This is a genomic window from Paenibacillus sp. FSL R5-0749 (genome assembly GCF_038595085.1).
Lineage (GTDB): Bacteria > Bacillota > Bacilli > Paenibacillales > Paenibacillaceae > Paenibacillus.
Window position 1 is genome coordinate 1,720,055 of record NZ_CP152005.1, and the last position, 18,891, is coordinate 1,738,945.

General features: G+C 48.7%; 20 protein-coding genes and 1 pseudogene. 7 read left to right on the plus strand and 14 right to left on the minus strand.

Features of this window, described 5'->3' with window-relative positions; all coding sequences use genetic code 11:
• Positions 1-4 precede the first annotated feature (4 nt).
• Both MKY85_RS07540 and MKY85_RS07545 read left to right on the plus strand, forming a co-directional pair.
• Positions 5-1,846, plus strand: a complete 1,842-nt coding sequence (locus tag MKY85_RS07540) for a PBP1A family penicillin-binding protein (protein ID WP_342572239.1) — start codon at positions 5-7, stop codon at positions 1,844-1,846.
• 119 nt (positions 1,847-1,965) lie between these two features.
• Entirely contained in the window at positions 1,966-2,529 is a 564-nt protein-coding gene (locus tag MKY85_RS07545) for a DUF2569 family protein (protein WP_342572240.1), read from the plus strand.
• Positions 2,530-2,619: 90 nt separating this feature from the next.
• Here the strand turns inward: MKY85_RS07545 and MKY85_RS07550 are convergent, their stop codons facing one another.
• From MKY85_RS07550 to MKY85_RS07610, 13 genes and pseudogenes are all read right to left on the minus strand, one after another.
• On the minus strand, positions 2,620-3,078 hold the full coding sequence (locus MKY85_RS07550; protein ID WP_342572241.1) for a threonine/serine exporter family protein: 459 nt from the start codon (positions 3,076-3,078) through the stop codon (positions 2,620-2,622).
• An 18-nt stretch (positions 3,079-3,096) separates the two neighbouring features.
• Entirely contained in the window at positions 3,097-3,858 is a 762-nt protein-coding gene (locus tag MKY85_RS07555) for a threonine/serine exporter family protein (RefSeq protein ID WP_342573298.1), read from the minus strand.
• 244 nt (positions 3,859-4,102) lie between these two features.
• On the minus strand, positions 4,103-4,408 hold the full coding sequence (locus MKY85_RS07560) for a hypothetical protein (protein WP_091015194.1): 306 nt from the start codon (positions 4,406-4,408) through the stop codon (positions 4,103-4,105).
• Positions 4,409-4,472: 64 nt separating this feature from the next.
• Positions 4,473-5,516 carry a S66 peptidase family protein gene (locus tag MKY85_RS07565; protein ID WP_342572242.1) on the minus strand — a complete coding sequence of 348 codons (1,044 nt, stop codon included), beginning with the start codon at positions 5,514-5,516 and terminating at the stop codon, positions 4,473-4,475.
• Positions 5,517-5,610: 94 nt separating this feature from the next.
• Entirely contained in the window at positions 5,611-6,927 is a 1,317-nt protein-coding gene (locus MKY85_RS07570; RefSeq protein ID WP_342572243.1) for a DUF4179 domain-containing protein, read from the minus strand.
• On the minus strand, positions 6,924-7,439 hold the full coding sequence (locus tag MKY85_RS07575) for a sigma-70 family RNA polymerase sigma factor (protein ID WP_342572244.1): 516 nt from the start codon (positions 7,437-7,439) through the stop codon (positions 6,924-6,926). The genes MKY85_RS07570 and MKY85_RS07575 overlap by 4 nt, the downstream gene beginning before the upstream one ends.
• Positions 7,440-7,661: 222 nt before the next feature.
• A complete protein-coding gene (locus MKY85_RS07580; protein ID WP_342572245.1) occupies positions 7,662-8,189 on the minus strand; it encodes an ankyrin repeat domain-containing protein in 528 nt (175 codons plus the stop codon).
• Positions 8,190-8,221: 32 nt separating this feature from the next.
• Positions 8,222-8,626 (minus strand): NUDIX domain-containing protein, encoded by a 405-nt coding sequence (locus tag MKY85_RS07585; protein WP_339242972.1) that lies wholly within the window; start codon positions 8,624-8,626, stop codon positions 8,222-8,224.
• 141 nt (positions 8,627-8,767) lie between these two features.
• Positions 8,768-9,256 (minus strand): annotated as a pseudogene (locus tag MKY85_RS07590) (GNAT family protein); the annotation flags it as partial.
• A 148-nt stretch (positions 9,257-9,404) separates the two neighbouring features.
• Positions 9,405-9,815: a flagellar basal body rod protein FlgB gene (gene flgB, locus MKY85_RS07595; protein ID WP_253432078.1), complete on the minus strand. Its 411-nt coding sequence runs from the start codon at positions 9,813-9,815 to the stop codon at positions 9,405-9,407.
• 184 nt (positions 9,816-9,999) lie between these two features.
• A complete protein-coding gene (gene speD, locus MKY85_RS07600; RefSeq protein WP_253432081.1) occupies positions 10,000-10,815 on the minus strand; it encodes an adenosylmethionine decarboxylase in 816 nt (271 codons plus the stop codon).
• A gap of 167 nt (positions 10,816-10,982) precedes the next feature.
• Positions 10,983-11,561 carry a DUF1273 domain-containing protein gene (locus tag MKY85_RS07605; RefSeq protein WP_342573300.1) on the minus strand — a complete coding sequence of 193 codons (579 nt, stop codon included), beginning with the start codon at positions 11,559-11,561 and terminating at the stop codon, positions 10,983-10,985.
• A gap of 79 nt (positions 11,562-11,640) precedes the next feature.
• Positions 11,641-12,789, minus strand: a complete 1,149-nt coding sequence (locus MKY85_RS07610) for an RluA family pseudouridine synthase (RefSeq protein WP_342572246.1) — start codon at positions 12,787-12,789, stop codon at positions 11,641-11,643.
• Between the two features lie 188 nt (positions 12,790-12,977).
• Between MKY85_RS07610 and MKY85_RS07615 the strand changes: the two genes are divergently transcribed.
• Entirely contained in the window at positions 12,978-13,385 is a 408-nt protein-coding gene (locus MKY85_RS07615) for a hypothetical protein (RefSeq protein ID WP_339240503.1), read from the plus strand.
• A 225-nt stretch (positions 13,386-13,610) separates the two neighbouring features.
• Here the strand turns inward: MKY85_RS07615 and MKY85_RS07620 are convergent, their stop codons facing one another.
• Positions 13,611-14,321: a GT-D fold domain-containing glycosyltransferase gene (locus MKY85_RS07620; protein WP_342572247.1), complete on the minus strand. Its 711-nt coding sequence runs from the start codon at positions 14,319-14,321 to the stop codon at positions 13,611-13,613.
• A 327-nt stretch (positions 14,322-14,648) separates the two neighbouring features.
• Between MKY85_RS07620 and MKY85_RS07625 the strand changes: the two genes are divergently transcribed.
• From MKY85_RS07625 to MKY85_RS07640, 4 genes are all read left to right on the plus strand, one after another.
• Positions 14,649-15,338 carry a glycosyltransferase gene (locus MKY85_RS07625; RefSeq protein ID WP_339240507.1) on the plus strand — a complete coding sequence of 230 codons (690 nt, stop codon included), beginning with the start codon at positions 14,649-14,651 and terminating at the stop codon, positions 15,336-15,338.
• 17 nt (positions 15,339-15,355) lie between these two features.
• Positions 15,356-16,345 (plus strand): polysaccharide biosynthesis protein, encoded by a 990-nt coding sequence (locus MKY85_RS07630; protein WP_124113486.1) that lies wholly within the window; start codon positions 15,356-15,358, stop codon positions 16,343-16,345.
• Between the two features lie 63 nt (positions 16,346-16,408).
• A complete protein-coding gene (locus MKY85_RS07635) occupies positions 16,409-17,935 on the plus strand; it encodes a nucleotide sugar dehydrogenase (protein WP_342572248.1) in 1,527 nt (508 codons plus the stop codon).
• A complete protein-coding gene (locus MKY85_RS07640) occupies positions 17,922-18,668 on the plus strand; it encodes a methyltransferase domain-containing protein (RefSeq protein ID WP_342572249.1) in 747 nt (248 codons plus the stop codon). The genes MKY85_RS07635 and MKY85_RS07640 overlap by 14 nt, the downstream gene beginning before the upstream one ends.
• The last annotated feature ends 223 nt before the right edge of the window (positions 18,669-18,891 follow it).

An 18,891-nucleotide genomic window follows, 5' to 3' on the forward strand; every position in this document is an offset into this window, starting at 1 on the left:
ATGGATGTATTACGTATTTGATGCAGCAGTGGTTGTAGTTGTGATGTTGGCGCTTTTCTATCTCTATCTGATTACTTATGGTGAAGGAGTGCTTCGCAATCGTCCAGAGGCTATGCAGGTGGCTGCTTCAACCATAATTACGAATGCAGAGGGAACCGAAATTTCGAGGTTGCTTACTCAGACCAAAGGGTATTCGGAATATGCTGAACTGCATGCCATGCCGGATTTATTAAAGAAGGCTTTTTTGGCTACAGAAGATCGACGTTTCTTCAACCATGATGGACTGGATTTCATCGGTCTCGGCAGGGCCATTGTGCAAGATATTATACATATGAATCTGAGTCAGGGAGGAAGCTCCATCACGCAGCAATTGGCAAGAAATCTGTATTTGAATGGGGATAAAACATTAAGTCGAAAGGTGAATGAGATATCAATTGCGATGGCCCTTGAGAAGAAATACAGCAAGGATGAAATTCTGGAGATGTATCTGAATCAGATCTACATGGGACGCCAGCAGTATGGTGTAAAAGCGGCAGCCTGGCGGTATTTTGGGATGAAGGATATGCACCAGTTGGAACTATGGCAGATGGCTACATTGGCTGGAATGCCCAAAGGTCCGTCTCTATACAATCCAGTAGATCATCCTGAACTTTCCAAACAAAGACGTGCCGTTATCCTTGGACTCATGCATGAACAGGGATTAATTACACGAAAGCAGATGCTTGAAGCTCGTAGCGTCGATTATACGCCGCCTGAAACCGTATTGAACACAGCAACTTCATCGGGCTTGAGCGAGCCCGCATATGTGTCTGCCATAGATGCTGTGGTTCAGGAGGCTTCCCGGATCACAGGCAGAAGTGAAGTGGAGATTCAATCGGCAGGTTGGGTTATTCAAACCGGGCTAGACCAACAGGCGCAACTGGCGATGGAAGACACATTTGCAGACACAACCCGATTCCCCGATGATCGTCAAGACGAGCAAGTTCAGGCAAGTATGGTTATTATCGACCAGCATAACGGTGAAGTGAAAGCGATGATGGGTGGACGCAATCCCTTGAAAGGGGACATCAACCGGGCGATTATGGATGCCAGGCAGCCAGGCTCTTCTTTTAAACCGATTATTGCATATGGCCCTGCGTTGGAGTTAGGGAAGTTCAAGCCAGAGAGCATACTGCCGGATAAACGCATGAGTTATGGCAACTATCAGCCCAGCAATCTGGGTGGGCGTTACAGCGGTTCAATATCGATGTCCCAAGCTCTGCAAAAGTCCATCAATGCCCCAGCCGTATGGCTGCTTCATGAAACCGGACTGAAATATGCACATCAATTTGCGGCACGACTCGGTATTGAACTGGGGAAAGAAGACCTGAACCTCTCGATTGCCTTGGGAGGTGTGCATCAGGGGGTGTCTCCAATGAAGATGGCACAGGCCTATACCGTGTTTGCGAATAATGGCAAGTTGAACAGAGCCCATCTGATACGCCAGATAACAGATTCCCGTGGACGAACAATCTACGCTCATAAGTCGGAAAATAAGCAGGTAATCTCCTCTAGCACGGCGAATGCCATGACCAGAATGCTGCAAAATGTAGTCAGTCAGGGAACAGGGAGTCGGGCACAGTTAGGTCAGCACAAGGTAGCGGGTAAAACGGGAACAACACAGGCTGCATTACCTGGTGTGGGAAAGGAGGCCAATCGGGATCTGTGGTTTGTTGGCTACACGAGTAACTGGACTGCGGCGGTCTGGATGGGGTTTGATCATACGGATGCAGAACATTATATGAGGTCAGGAAGTGGTGCTGCAGCGGATTTGTTCGCAACGGTAATGAAACGTGCGATACGATAACGTCTAAGCGAGGAGATCCTAGGCCAGACGCTCCGTTCGTCCTCTAAAATATACAGAATCCAGATTGTAATATATAATATGTTCTCTTATCTAACATAACGCGTAAACAGGAGGATGACATGGACCATAACTACAATAACTCGGATACAGATGCGGATATGAACTCGCTGCAACCTAAAACCGGTATAAGACCGGAACGGCCTGGTATCTCCGGATTAGGTGGATGGCTTATTTTAATCCAGATCAGTCTTTGGCTTGCCCTAGTGTTTCTTATCTCGGATGTATCGCAGGTGAATGTCATCATGGACCCTGCTCGATGGGAAGTCGGCCGTGGTGTTGACCCGCAGATCTACACGGAGATGATTCGTCCACTCCTGTGGTTTGGCTTCATAAGCAGTATCATTTTATTGATAATCGTTATCGTGAATCTCATTCTTTTATATAAACGGAAGCGACAGTTTCCACGTATGATGATGGTGATGTACGTGATGAATGTGATCATAAGCATCGTGACCTGGATTCTGATTGCGCGAAATGAAATCCCAAGAGAACAGCATGTGCTTGATGCAACTCCGGCTTTTCATCTGATCGTACGATCCATTCTGGTGTGTTGTATCTTCATTCCGTATTTCCTGAGGTCGGTGCGTGTGAAGAATACGTTCGTGGTAAAAAGAATAGTTTGAAAAGAAGTGATACGTAAGGCCCGCTGGCATACAAGAGTTCATCCTGTGTGCTAACGGGCCTTACGTGTGTTACATATGTGGGGAAAATAATCATTTCGATGATGATTTGGTCCGGATCGAGGCGGGAATTCGGCGTATCATCTGGTTTAACACCTCGGATAACACTAGGCCTACGGCAATAGCGCCGGATAACATGAGTGCTTTGGCGGCCATCTCCATGGCGGCACTGTAGTCATTTTGCACAAAACTCCGCATCGCATTATACGCCAGCCCACCAGGAACCAGAGGAATGATGCCTGCGACGCTGAAGATAATGACGGGTGCACGAAACATGCGAGAGAATACCTGGCTGATGACACCTACGGCTATAGTCGCTGCAAGGGTAGCAGGCACCGCATCCGCTGCATATTCAAGCACGATATAGATCATCCAGCCGATCATGCCGACAAATCCGCCGTGGAGCAGCATGCGCCGTGGTGCGTTGAAGATGATCCCAAACGCGGCTGATGCGACAAAACTGGTTAAGGCTTGTTCAATAAAATGGAGCATATCCTGCATTCCTCCGTCTTACATAAAAAGTGAAAATACAACTGCAATGCCGGTCCCTATGGCAAAGGCGGTCAGAAATGCCTCGGCTCCCTTGGATAGTCCGGAGACGAGATGTCCGGCCATCAGGTCACGTACAGCATTGGTAATCAGCAGCCCCGGAACCAGCGGCATAACCGAACCAATAATAATTTTGTCCCGTTCATGGCCCACTCCCATATAGATCAGGAGAAACGCGAGTACGCCAATAACGAAGGATGCTGTAAGCTCGGCAAAAAATTTGACCCGTACCAGCCGGTGAAAGGCAATAACGGCTGCATAACCTATGCCCCCACAGATCAGCGCAGGAAGAAAGTCGCTCCAGCCTCCGCCAAACATAATGGTAAAACAACCACTGGATAACGCCGCGGCCGTAAGCTGTACAGCCGTTGAGTAGGAGGAAGGCTTGCCTTCGATCTGTACCAACAGTTCATGGGCTTCCTGCGCGGATAGCTCACCATGTCCAATACGGCGGGAGACCGCATTCACCTCGGATACCTTATCCAGATCCGTCGTACGCTCGGAGATACGAATCAGCTTGGCGGGTTCGGTTGCATCAACAGAGAAGAAGATGCCTGTAGGCACAACGTAACTGTGTGAATGGGGTAAACCGAGCGCTGCGGCCATACGTTTCATCGTATCTTCCACACGGTAGGTTTCACCACCACTTTGCAGCATGATTTTGCCTGCGAGCAGACAGATTGCAATTACGCGGGATTGTTCAGTAGGGTTGTTGCCAATCATACCCGTCTCGACTTGTGATACGGGTGATGAATCATGACGTATGTATTCCAACCGGATCAAGCTCCGTTTCATAAGTGATATGGGGTGGTGCGACACCATTGTATCATATTTCACACGCCCGCAAGGAATCATACCGCACCATCCCCAAGACCATAAAAAAGCTTCGTTCCCAAGACTTGAAGATCTCAGGAGCGAAGCTTCTTTGAACAGGTTCGGATATAAACGGATTAACAGGAACAATATCCTACATCAACAGGGTAATAACCAACAATTCATACAGCACCAGCGGCAAAATCGTAGGTCCAAACAAGGCGCGCGGTTCAGGATATCCATGCATCGGGGTAACCTGGAGATACAAAATCCCCCGGTCTGCACTGATGATGACACCTTCCCACACTTGACCATCGATATTCTGGACTTGTACCTTCTTGCCTATATGCTGTCGGGCTGTATGATGAAGCATATTCCGCACACTTTGCACGGATTGAAGCATCGGTTGATTGGCTTGATACACGACACGCATGGATGGCGTGGATGTGGATTCAGACATGATGCACAACCCTTCCTCAAAATAAGTTCTTACTTCAAGGTATGCATCTGCCTACAAAGGGTGATTACACAAACGCCATCTCCAGGCTCCCGCGTCCATTTTCATAGGCGACTTTGCCCAATGCTCCATTCACAAAGGTTAACTGGGGCGGCATATGGCCAAGATCCACGTCATACAGTACAGGAACATCCAGATCCCCAAGTGCAGAGGAGAGAGCATCAGTGAAGTTGAAATCCGCCGTATCGGAATAACCCGCAGGTCGGCCGAACATGAAACCTTTCACGCCTGCAAACCAGCCAGCCTGTCTCATCTGCCACAGATGACGGTAAATATCCCCTGCGCTCATCTCACAGCTCTCCAGATACCAGATGGTTCCTTCTTCTGCACAATACTGATCCAAAAACGATTGCACGGGTGCATACGGGGTGCCGATCAGACAGGTGATGGTATCCATACAGCCACCGATCAGTCGACCGGAGAACGATACAGCGGTAACTGCATCTTCCGAATGGCCGAGCTGTTTCCAGCGTGAGGGTGTATCCAGGTTAAATCCAGGTAGTTCCATTTTCCATTCCGATTGATAATGCGTGGAAGACGATTGTGTAATCTGTCCGCCGTAAGGGGTCTGTAATACATCGATCCAGCGCGCAGTTACGGGATCAAGGGCGTGTGATCTTAAATCCACATAATTGGTGCCGTGCGCTGTCGCTGTGCCGGTGAGCAGGGTGTATGCGAATAAAAAGGTGCTGATATCCGAATAACCCATGACCCATTTGGGCGGCAATGTTTTCAAAGTTTCCCAATCCAGCAGGGGCAGGATATCCATGAGAAACTCCCCGCCCCATGGAGGGATAATGGCTTGAATAGTCGGATTGCGAAGAAATTCATTCATCTCTTCGGCGCGTTGCTCTTTGGAGGCACTCACACATTTGATGTTCTGGCGGAGCGATGGGCTTTCTATCACGCCAAAACCAAGGCGCTCCATGTTGCGTTTACTCTCCTCAAGATAATGGTGCAAGGATTCGCCTACACCGCTGGAGGGTGCAGCTACACCGATGGTATTTCCCGGAGCGAGTGGCTGCGGATAACGGATAGAACGTTGATTCATTGAGAAAACACCCTTTCCTGTTCACTTTGCTCATCTTCATGAATATTTCCATTATATAGATTAATCCATTTATTGAAAGCACATTGCGTTTAGATTAAGGATTCACAGGAATATCAATAGAGAACGGTGCGCGAATTTGATCAGGATAAGAGAATATTTCCATTGTCAGATTTCCTTTGGCTGCGGCCCCATTTTTAATGACAACTCTTGCTTCAAAGACGGAAGGGCTCCAGCCTACTTCACTTATGTCGAATGGGTTCCCTTTACTGTCTTCGACATTGGTAAATGATAGCCCCGAAGTAGCATTTTGAGCGTCTGCAATTGAAAACTCGAGGATCAGATTTTTGCCCTGGACTGAGCTTTTCAAAAATTTCAAATTTGATGGGCCACCTTGGATTTCACCCAATAATGGATCGATACTAATAACTAATTCATTCTTATCCACTGCTGAAAGACCAGACCCTTGGAGCGTCAGTTTTTTCGGAGTGGAAAAATACATGCTTTCGAAAAAGACGGAATTTCCAGAGCCAGAGATGGAAGATGAATCCGTTCGCCATGCTCGGCCTTGCTCATCTACCAAATGCAGATCAGGAATGCCGAAGATTTTTTTGGGGTTGTTGCGATCATATTCGATGTCAAGTACAAGGCGAGTGGGATACAGAACGCCCTGTTTTACATGAATACGCTGCCCGTCCACGGTCATTGTTTGGTTTACGGGGATGATTTTTTTCATGTCTTTCGTTAAGCTGTGATCCACTGGGAAGGTGACCTTCCACTTGTTATTCGTTTCCTTATCCTGTTCTTTAAATATAATGGTTAGCTCTTGTGGCGGTAAAGATTCGGTGAATGAGACATCGATTTTATCCTCATAAACACCACTTTCTGAAGCTGGTTTAGGTGAAGCGTAACTAAACGCAACAGGCAGATCTTTACCGTTCTCATCGAGCAGATCGATATCATAGTTGAATTTCTCGGGATCTTTCATGCCTTTCATCGTGTAAAAAATGACCATACGTGACTCGTCTGTGATAATGCCTTCAACGGTCAAGGAAGTACCATCATGCTCGTCGGTGACACCGACCTTCTGCAAGAGAGACTGATCGATCGCCATCATTAATCCTTTGTCCTGGCGAATCATGCTCACAATGCCTTCCATGCCAGGCAATTGCTCCACAAAGGATGCAAAAGCGGGAGAGACACGGATACATCCCGTAAACAGCAGGATGAGGGCAGCAGCCGAGATGGAGCTCATATACCAGCGCAGCCGGGACTTTCGCTTACGGGCAGCTTGACGAATTCCCGCTTGCACAGCCTGGGAGGCAGCATCCGGTACTGGCATGGTTTCGTATTCCGTCTTACGAGCATTCAGACGTTCTTCCAATGCGTCGAATGATTTTTGTTCATCCGTCATGAAGATGCATCTCCTTTCATTTCAAGTTGATCCCGGAGCTGTCCGAGTGCCCGATGTAATCGGGATTTGACGGTTCCGGTCGGGATTTCCAGAATATCAGCAACTTCGGTTAGGGAGAAACCTTCAAAATAACTCAGGATAATAATTTGTTTACAATCCCGATCAAGGTTGGATACGGCGGCAGCAAGATCAGGATCAGCAGGACGATCCCAGCTGCTGGGTTCATGAATCGCCGTATCGGGGCTGAAACGGCTTTTGCGTTTGCGTTCGTCTGCGCAGTAGTTGAGCAGAATGCGGATGAGCCAAGTGCCAAAGTAGGATGGCTCTTTTAATTTTTTGAGTTTACGAAATGCCCGGAAGGTTGATTCCTGAATGGCCTCCAGTGCATCACCTTCGTTGTGCAGGTAGGCATAGGCGATACGGTACAGTCGACTATGATGCAATTCCATCAAGGCTGCAAAAGCCTCGGCATCCCCTTTTTGTGCGGCGATAGTGAGCTGAGTAGGGGTCACATGGCTCCTCCTTTCATGGTTGTGTTGAGTATTAGACCGTGTAAGGTGTCAAACGGTTCTTGTTTTCTGAAAAAAATATGATGTATTGTGATTTCTATAGAAGTTGAACTACATATGTATATGAGAACGTGGAGGACAACACAAATAACCGTCAGACCTTCTCTTTGTACTCCAAAAAGAGTCCTGACGGTTATTCATGTTATTGTCCAAGCTAGCTAAACATTATTGCTGCTGAGCTGCAACGGCTGCTCGCAGACATGAAGCTGTAGACGTATTACCGCGCTCAAGTGCAATGTCCAATGGGGTCTGACCCGCTGAGTTCAGCGCATGTGGATCTGCACCATACTGGATTAACATCTCGATAAGTTCGATCTGATCCGTATGAAATGCTGCCGAGTGCAGTGCATATTGTCCATCACTGTCCAAAATGCTCGTGGATGCCCCATGTTGAAGCAAAAGGCCGATTACTTCGGAAGAACGTTCCCCCGCAAGAGCAGCGTGCAGTGCAGTATTGGACGGAATAAAGGAAATTTTCGAATGAGACAGGGCGTTAACATTGGCTCCGTGCTCCAGAAGAACACGAACTGCTCCTGCTTGTCCATAATGAGAGGCATACCCCAGCGGAGTTAACCCATCCTGATTCTCCGTATTGGTGAGTTCCGGCTGAGAAGCGAGAATTGCTGCAATGGTTACCGCATCTCCGGCCTGTGCAGCCTGAAATAATTGATTCATCTGTTCTGCATGATCCATAAGGATTACCTCCATCTGATGAGATAATTTAATTACAGGGATTCATTATATAGCTTCTTCACAGCTTCCAGCCCAGGTACGGCAAAACAAGCGAGTGGAGAAGGCAGATCATGGAGCGGGAACCAGCCGATCTCACCGATGGCTCCGCCTTCTTCCAGATTACGAGCATGGCCGCCAATCACCTTGGTGGAATAGAGCACGGATATCCAATGTTCCTGCTGTTGTGGCTGGATTGTCTCCGCCGTGCAGAGCAGGCTGTCGATGGCGATATCCAGGTTCACTTCTTCCTTGATTTCACGGATGACGGCTGTCTCCAGGGACTCATAGGGATCTACTTTCCCGCCAGGAATACTCCAGGTGTGCTGTTCAGGCTGGCGGTTCCGCCAGGCGAGAAGCACTTCGCCCCGATCATTCAGGATGACCGCGCCTACGCCAATGCGAGGTGAAAAATCAGCAGCTACCCTATTTCTGGATTCGGCAGCAGGGGCAGAACGATTAGATCCGAACGACAATGGAAGCCCAGACTGTGCCGACCATTCTTCCGCAAGGATACTCATCGAGATCAGGTCATAATGCATGCCATCCCGCAGAACTGCAGAACGCTGACGCCCCTCTTCCCGAAATCCGGCTTTTAGGTATGCGCGTCTCGCGGCTTCATTGTATTCGATGACTTCCAGCGCAATCCGGTTGAGGTTCAATTCATGGAAGCCATATCGGAGAATCAGAGCAAGGGCATCGCTGCCATATCCTTTACCCCGATCATTTTCTTCACCGATGCCAATGGCCAGACGGGCGGAGCGATTGTTCCATTCAATCCGGTAGAGGGCGGTGAAGCCAATGAATCGATTTCCCTCCAGTGTACGTAATGCAAATTCAAAGCCGTTGTCTCGACGGACAGAGGAGGAGCCTGTCTCATCCGGCGTTAATGGAACAGCAATATCGGTATCCATGTTGCGCAAATATTCGTAATCGTCCGTGAAGCGGGAGAGACGCATGCAATCTTCCGGGCATGGGGCTGCGAGTCTGACTTTTGAACCTTGAAAAGCATTTAAATGACGTGGAGCCATGTTGCACCTCTTTTGTACGATATGAAATCTTTCATTTCATTCCATTATACTACGAACAGGAGCAGATACCGAAAAATGGCACTAAACCGTCTACATTCATTGAAAAACAACAAAAAAAAGCAGCCATTTCGGGCTGCTTGTACATTCATTATTTCAGATCATTCAATAAATTCTTCATTTTTTTGTAATGTCCACTGACCCGGTCAACCATGTAGTTATACATGAGTTGGTTCTCTGAAAGGTCCGCCATTTCCTTGTCAATGTCAACGTTATTGTTGTTATTGTTCATCGTGGTTTCGTTGTTCTCGACAATTCGGTACTGTACGATGGAAGAATGGGGATCACTGACAGGGAAGTGTTTTTCATGAGTCCGCTTCATGGCGAGCTGATCTGTTTTGCCATTCTCAACGATCCGTCTCAGCTCTTCCTGAAACTCTACCGTTTTCTTTTTGTAGTTGGGCGTGTCTGCATTGGCTATGTTGTTGGTAATGGCATTGTGCTGTGCAGTAAGCGCTTGTAACAGTGATTCGTTACGTCTTGTGGTATTCGTTTCGATCACAGGCTCAGTCTCCTTCACTGCATATTAATACAGTTACTCCTATAATAAAAAATAAAGTTGCACACTGTCAACATAACATAGAAAAAGACAAGCACATGCCGGAGGCTCTTGAAGAGAACCTTGCCTTCATGAAATCTTGTCTTAGACCTTGGCTGGCTTTCTGGATCAGCCTTCCAGCAGACTTTTAAGTGGGACGATTCATATTTTTGCCGTAATAGATCTCGTCCATCTCTAGCTTCAGCCACTCCGTAATCTCCTGTTGTTCCTTCTTGCTGAGCTTATCCTTGGTGTACCCAAACAGATAATTATCGAGGTCGAATTCCTTCAGCTTACATTTGGTGTGGAAAATATTCTCCTGATAGACGTTCACGTCAATCATGTCAAAGCTGTTCTTGATCTCGTCGGGAATATAATTCTGAATCGAGCCGATCTCATGGTCAATGAACAGCTTGCGTCCACTGGTGTCCCGCGTGAAGCCACGTACCCGGTAATCCATCGTCATAATGTCTGTATCAAACGAGTGGATCAGATAATTAAGCGCCTTGAGCGGTGAAATCTCACCGCAGGTGGAGACGTCGATGTCGGCACGAAAGGTACTGATGCCTTCACTAGGGTGAAACTCTGGGTAGGTGTGCACCGTGATATGACTTTTGTCCAGTTGCATAACGACGTTATCGGGCAGAGGGCCGGGAGATTCATCGAGTGATTCTTCGGGGATCTCCACAATAGGACCTTCCGAGACAAGGATCGTCACACTGGCACCTTGAGGCACATAATCCTGCTTAGCAACATTTAACACGTGGGCCCCGATGATGTCGGAGACGTTGTTCAGAATCTTGCTTAGCCGGTCGGCGTTATATTGTTCATCAATATATTCAATGTAAGCTTCGCGTTCGTCTTTGGTTTTCGTATAACAGATATCGTACATATTGAAGCTCAGCGACTTGGTCAGGTTGTTAAATCCATGCAGTTGAATGCGCTGCTCTGGCGTAATTGTCATGGTTGCAGTTCCCCTTATCCCATACGACATATCATCGCAGTTATAATACTACTTATACCCAACCTGACTCCAAAAAAAACATATGTACGTCATACGGAATGTTAATCTCCTCTGATGATGGATGTGAACGGATGGACCTTGAACGGTCTGCATTGATCGAGCATGATTCAGAAGGAAGAATCGTCGAGGTCTACAATATCGTTCATGCGCTCATCTTCAGCTACCGATTGGATATCCTCTGAAGTGACACTGATGATCGTATAGTCCTCATTCTGCTGTTTCTTCACGGCTTTTTCCTTCACAAAACGGGGACTGCCTTCCCCGGCATCTTCATCATAAACGAGTAGAAGACCGTCGCTTTTACGCAGCAACAGGTCATCCCGGGCAGTGAACTGCCACGGTCCAATATAAGGCTGATTGCTAATCGCACCGTAATAGTCCACACCCGAGAGGATGGAACGGTAATACTCCTGCTTGTCTTCTTTCCATTGTTCCTCGGGGTTCTGAAAGGCAGTAATGATCGATAGTTTCAGATGTGGATACGTCTTCTTCAGATCAATCACGACTTCGCATGCCCACAGATCCACACCGTATTGTCCCGGCGTCAGCACCCATTCCAGACCATCCTCGACAATAGGCGTTAAGCGGGATGAGATAGCCTTTTTGATAAAAGGAATACCTTCATGCTTCTGTCCAAAAATCTGCAATTCATGTGCCCGGTAACCGGTGATCAACAGGTTTTTCAGTGTCCGTTCCTCCTTTCAGGCATGATCAATGGATCAGTGAATTTTCTATATTTTCTATAGACACACACTAAAGATGCAGTTATTTCGCAGGTGGAGCATCTGCACGGAACGGATGCAGGAATGGTTTCGGAATATCCGTTTCAAATGACATCAGCTCATCCGTTGTCGGATGAATAAATGAGAGTATACGTGCATGAAGTCCGAGACGGCCGAGATCTCTTGTGCGTGCGCCATATTTTCGGTCACCGGCAATCGGATGTCCAAGATCTTCCATGTGCACACGAATTTGATTTTTGCGACCTGTTTCCAGACGTACTTCCAGCAGAGAGAAGTCGCGGTTCGACTTCAGACGTTTGTAATGCGTGATCGCATGTTGTCCATCATTCGGACGAGAGCTGGAGTACATTTTCAGTGTTTTGGTTTCCTTCAGCCAGGAAGAGATGGTGCCTTCTTCTTTGGCTACTGCACCTTCAACAAGGGCAACGTAGACACGGTCCTGCACATTTTCTTTCCAGTTGTTTTGCAGTTTCTGCTGTACCTCTTCACTTTTGGCAAACATCATTACACCCGATGTATCCCGATCCAGACGATGGACGACAAAGATCCGGTTCAGCGGATTGGTGCGGCGTACATGCTCTGTCAGTTGGCGATAAGCTGTCAGATCATCCGTCTTGTCAGCGGCAATGGACAACAGTCCGGCTTCCTTGCGGATCACGATGATATCATCGTCTTCATGCAAAATGTTAATACCCGTCAAGGATGGAGCAGCGACTGCACCTTCTTTTCGGATGTAGACAATCTGACCTGGCGTTAGCGCTTCATTAAACTTGGTTACGACTTTCTGATCCACGGACACCTGTCCACGACCCAGAATGGACTTCACCGCGTTCCGTCCCGATTTCAGATGCTGCAACAGGAAGTTCAGCAGTTCGTCCGGTTCGGTGACTTTGTACTGGCGTGGTGGTTCCTGCTTGCGATAATAGGCATTGCCCGGGCGCTTGGAAGCACTGCCATTTTTGGATTTGTTACCTCCGGCTTTCTTCGGTGCGGCTGATGATTTGGCAGCTAGTGGTTTTTTATTCTCCTCCGTATTGCGTGATGCGGAAGCACCTGATGATTTTGCAGATGAGAAGTTAGACTTGCCGGAACGTGCTGTAGATGAACCTGCGTATGATTTTCCCTTGGCCGAGGCCGATGTTTTGCCTGTTGGACGTTTGCGTTTATTCATGAATAGTAATCTCCTTCTGAACAGCCTGTACCGCTTGTGTGCATACGATCCGTTCATTTCGTTATGCAGTCCAATATACCATTAACAGTCGACAAATAAAAATAGGTTCATGAAACTGCTATACATCCAATCCGAAGAGTTGTGAGATTCATAGGATATGGTATCCCATAGCATTGGAGGTGTTACTCATGGGCGTGTTTCTCGATATGAGAACTTCGATGAACTCGGGAACTGTTGGACAGCCCGGTTTGTCGCTGTCAGAATCCCCGACAGCTTTTGGTGCGATTGGTCTGCAGACTCAAGGCGTGGTGAATCCCATTATTACGTTGAACGGAACAGTGGGGGTTACGGGAGAACTTGGAGATACCTTTGTGGTGGAGCTGGTACGGGGATTCGTATATGATCCATTCTATGTCATCTACCGTGCTGAAGGGACGATTGGACAGAACGGCGGTGCCGAATTTCATTCGTTCACAGCTCAGGACCTGTCTGCACCACCCGCACTGGAAAGTGTGTATACTTCGTTCATCTCGGGGGTGTCCACAGCAGTAAGAACCGGGCCGGAGATGTTATACGGTATTGCAGCCACTGGTTAGTTGTGAAGGCGTAATATCAATAAGCAGAGTGCTCGTCATCGCTTATGTTGACGGCAGAGTTCGTTTCATTTCCCAGAAACCAGAAGTAGAAGGTCGTGTCGCAATATATCTCGACTAGCGCTCAGTATGAAACCCCCGGCTTAAGGAGCCGGGGGTTTTTGTCATACAAATGTCTGTACAGTCAAGGCGGCGCACTCATCTGAAGGATGGAGGTGTCCAGGGGGATCAGTTGGCACGCCCTTTCAGAATGATGATGTTGGCTTTGCCGAAGTCGATGGCGACTTTGCCGGCCAGTGCAGCTGTACGCTCAGCAAGAACAACCGCGTTGACACCACAGGAGAAGAGAGCGACATCAAAGGTATCTTGATTCGTCTGAATCCACTCGAGTGTTTCCTGCATGTGATCATAGCTGTCGAAGGGTAGCGCAGTCACGATGTTTAAATGATACGGCTCACGTTCGAGCGTAGCACGCAAGGCTTCGGTCTCACGGGTAACGAGAAGCACACGCTTGCCTGCAAGCATCTGCCAGAAACGCGGATTTTGTGCCAGCTCCCGATTGACACAGGCATGACAAGTCCGTGAGGGAGAGATGCCAAAGTGGGCAAACACCATATCGGTCAGAGGTCGTTTGAGATAATCCGGCGCGTTAATGGTACTGTCACCGCGGGGAAGAACGCCAACGATATCTGCCCGTTGCAAGGAAGCGGCAACTTCATCCCGGAGCTGCGGGTTGGGAAGACGCAATCCCTTTTGTCCTAAATTGGCTTTCTTGGCCCAACGCTCCTGAAGGACCTGTTCCGTGGTCCACACCGTTTCTTGAGACATGACGATATTCTCGCCATCACCGACTCGTACAAGAGAGAGCGGACGCTGTTCAAGAAGCGCCGTTTCAAGCTGCTCAAGCACACCTTCCAGTTCAAGATAGATCGAATCCATTCAGCGATTGCCCCCTTTGAAAATAGAACTGCTCTATTCTATGTTGCGACTGGAGCAACGATATGTACGTTCGACCCGCAGGGCTTCATCTTCAGGCGTATATGAATCTATTTATATGAAAGTCAGTACATCTGTCGGTACCGCTTCTATTAACGTTTCATACGTTATAGAGTGCTGGATTCCAAAGGAGATGTTGCTTGGAAGAGATATGAATGTGATAGATGTGGCTCATTGAGAGACGGCATCCAGAGAGACGACATCAATACTATGAAAACGGTCTGTATGCTGTAAAAGGATCATGCAGTAGCGTTCATGAGGAGGAATGTTATGTCCAGGAAAGTTGTGATTGAGATTAACTTCAACAATTACGGGATGGACCCGCAGCGATTGACGCGGGAGTGGCTGGAACGTCGAATGAGCATCTTCCGCACGTTCACATTGCATTGCCTGAAGGCACAGACGAATCAGGATTTCCTGACCGTGGTGAAGCTGTCCAAGGAATCGGGGGAGTTGATGCAGGAGATTCTGGCAGGTCAAGAGCCGCTCCCTTCCAATATCCGTTTTGGAACAAATATTGAAAGTGTGCGTGCCATTCTGGCTTTTGCTGAAGGAGCAGAGGATATCTATATTGCCCGTCTGGATTCGGATGATCTGTATCATAGAACCTTTGTTCAGCAACTCTACGATATACAGCCACAGCCGCAGACGTTGGCACTGATTAACCAGAACGGCTATCTCTGGGATAGCGTGAACAACGAAATGGCACCAGCGTTTCATCGTTCTCCGCAATTCTATGTCTACCTGTATAAAACAGCGGAGTACGCATCCGGATACCGGGTCAAGCTTCCGGGCAGAGGTACACATGGCAATGTCATAGACTTGCCGCATGAACTGCTTGCTCCGCGCAATTATGTCAACATCGTACATTCAAACAATACTTCAGTGAAAAAAGTACCGCCAAAAGACCGATTAAGCCGGGATGAGATGGCCCAGGTATTACGCGAATTCATGATCTGATCAGGGGGGATTCATCGATGATTCAAGGACAAACGATTCTGATCACCGGAGGAACAGGCTCCTGGGGTCAAAAGCTGACCGAGGTGCTGCTGGAACAGGACCCGGCTGAGATTCGCCTTCTGTCACGCAATGAATACGCCCAGATTGCAATGCAGCGTGAGTTCAACCATGACCCGCGTCTGCGATTCATCATTGGAGATATCCGGGATTATCGGGCAGTGGAAGATGCATGCAGGGGCGTGGATGTGCTTTTCCATTTGGCTGCGCTGAAGCATGTGCCGGTCTGCGAGGACCAGCCGGATGAGGCGTTCAAGACCAATGTGATCGGCACACAGAACATTATTCGGGCTGCGATCCGTATGCAGATTCCCAAAGTTATTGATGTGTCCACGGATAAGGCGGTAGATCCGATTAACGTATATGGCATGACGAAGGCTTTGGGTGAAAAAATGATGATCCGTGCCAATTGGCTGAGTGAAGGGACCCGGTTTGTCTGCATCCGCGGCGGTAATGTGCTTGGAACCAGCGGAAGTGTCGTGCCCTTGTTCCGTCGCCAGATCGATGAAGGCAAGAGCCTGACCATTACAGACAAAGGCATGACCCGCTTTTTCCTTACGCGTACCGAGGCCATACATTTACTGCTTAAGGCCGCTGAGGCAGCCGTGGGCGGGGAGACGTTTGTAATGAAAATGAAAGCTTGCAAGATGACGGATCTGGCTTCCGTCATGTTGGAACAGGCAGGTCGTCCATCCTTCGATTACAAGGTGACCGGAATTCGTCCGGGCGAGAAATTGCATGAAGTGCTGATATCGCCCTTTGAAGCACCGCGCACTCGTCAATACGATGCACAGTATTATGTGATCCTGCCGGAGCACCAGGACAAGGGACTGACGGATCAGTACAGCAGCCTGTCTCATGTGAACTTCACCGAGTATCGTTCGGACAGTGCCATGATGAACAAACCAGCGATTGCCCGTTTTTTGCGTGCAGGCGGTTATATCGATTAGGGTGTGTCTCAAAACGGCTTCAATGGAGTTTTTAGACACGCCCAGCGAAGGGAGGCGGAGCATTTGGAGTTGGAAGGAATGGAAGAGAATCATCAGCATGAGCAGCACGAAGGAAAAGAAGAATTACAGCCACCGACCCCAATACAACCTATTCATGATCGCTCCTTGAAAGCTGTTGTCATCGGTCTCGGTTATGTAGGTTTGCCCATGGCCATCGAGATGGCCCAGGCAGGATATCAGGTTCACGGGATCGATATCGATACCTCCAAGGTAGCCAAGCTGCGTGCCGGACATTCGTATGTCATCGGTATAGATGATGCAGTCCTGCAGTCTCTCATGAAGGCAGGTTTGTTCACGGCCAGCACGGATTATACAGCAGTGGCACAGGCGAATGTCATTGTAATCTGTGTGCCCACTCCGCTGACTGCCGAGCATCAACCGGATATCTCGTATATTGCGTCTGCGGTGGATGGCATGACTCCATACTTGCAGGAGGGCAGTCTTGTTATATTGGAAAGCACGACTTATCCGGGCACGACGGAAGAAGTCGTGAAACAACCGATAGAAGTGGCAAACGGCTGGCAAGCAGGAGAACAATTCTACGTTTGCTATTCTCCCGAACGGGTAGATCCCGGCAGTGTGCATTATGGTGTGAAAAATACGCCAAAGATCATTGGCGGCTCTACGCCTGCCTGTCTGGAGTATGGTAAACAGTTCTACGGCTCGTTCCTCAACGAAGTTGTTCCAGTCAGTTCAACGACGGTAGCGGAGACGGCGAAGCTGTTCGAAAATACATTTCGCAGTGTCAACATTGCACTCGTCAATGAGCTGACTCCGGCCTGTGAACAGATGGGCGTGAACATCTGGGAGGTGCTGGGTGCGGCGGCCACCAAGCCGTTTGGTTACATGCCATTCTATCCCGGTCCAGGCATCGGCGGACACTGTATCCCAATTGATCCGATCTATCTGTCCTGGGCGGCAAGCCGGCAGGGATCGGAGTTGCAATTCATCCAGCTGGCAGATGCAACCAATCGACAGATGCCAGAGAACGTAGTGAAGCGTTCAGCAGAATTGCTGGAGCAAAAGGGGATATCTCTGCGGCGCGCGCGCGTTGTGCTGGCGGGTATGGCTTATAAAAAAGACATCGATGACTTGCGCGAATCACCTGCGCTGGACGTCTTTCGGCTGCTGAGCGCAGCGGGGGCAGAAGTCGTTTTCACCGATCCGATGGTGCCTGTCTTCCGCAAGGATGATGGCACAGTGCTGCACGCTAGTCCGGCGGTGCCGGAATTGTGGGCATGGGCTGACTTGGTGATCATCACAACGGATCATTCGGGATTCGATTATCAGGAGATGGCGGATCATGCGAAGCTGATCTTCGATACACGCAACGCAACGGCCGGATGCCACGGAGGAAATATTGTGTTGTTGGGCCAGCCTGTGCGGCCTGAGGTGAAGGGGGTACGCGAGCAACAGGAGAGTATAGCATCGGTAGGACAAAAAGAAACGGCAGTCGAGGATGGTGCAGCTCACCATGAAGTTGCCATCGGCCCCGACGAGGATCAGGGAGACGCCCATGGCAAATCATGATCGTGTGAGTGAACGTTACTATGGCGAGATTAACTCGGAAGATTCTCATGAAGCAACGAGAACGCGTATCCACTGGATGTGCCGTGAGGCGACAGGCAAACGCATCCTGGATGTCGGGTGCAGTCAGGGCATTACGTCCATTCTGCTGGCACGTGAAGGATTTCGTGTCACTGGCATTGATCTGGAGGAAGAGAGCATTCGGTATGCACAAGAAGAACTTGCCAAAGAATCCAGGCCGGTCAGGAATAATGTGGATTTTCGGATGCTGGATATTACGCAATGGAAGGTCAGAACGACTTTTGACACGGTACTGCTGGGAGAAGTGCTGGAGCATTTTGCTCATCCAGAGACGTTATTGATTCAGATTCATCGGCTGTTGCAAGAAGAGGGGACGCTGGTATTAACCGTGCCATATGGATATCATCCGTTCTATGATCACAAGCAGACCTTCTATGCAGGAAATCTGGCGATGTGTTTAATGCCCTATTTTGAAGTCTTGAAACTGGAAGTTCATCATAAATATCTATGTTGCGTGGCCCGCAGACGGCGGAGAACACAGCTTCATATGTCGCCAACGTTAGATCAACTGATGGAGTGGATGGAGCTAGATCATGCACATTTTGCCGAGGTGGAACAACAGCATCTTCGCGTAATGAAACAACGCAAGAAGGCACTGGACAGTGCGGTGGAGCAGGTGAAACGGTTTCGTCGTCAGGAGAGTGGGGATGGGTAGCAGTAAAGGTGGGAACAGGGCAGGAAAAAGAAAAGAGATACGGCCAGTGGCAAGGCAGGGGGAGAGACAGTGGCAAGGGCAGGGTTAGAGCCTAAGTCAAGGACAAGGACAGTCTATGTTCTAACGAATCTCACACGTCTTATATTGGTGATTTTCGAGAGGTGACAAATCTAACGAATCTAAGCGACGCTATTTCATTAGAAAGCTGTGATAAAAGAGGAAT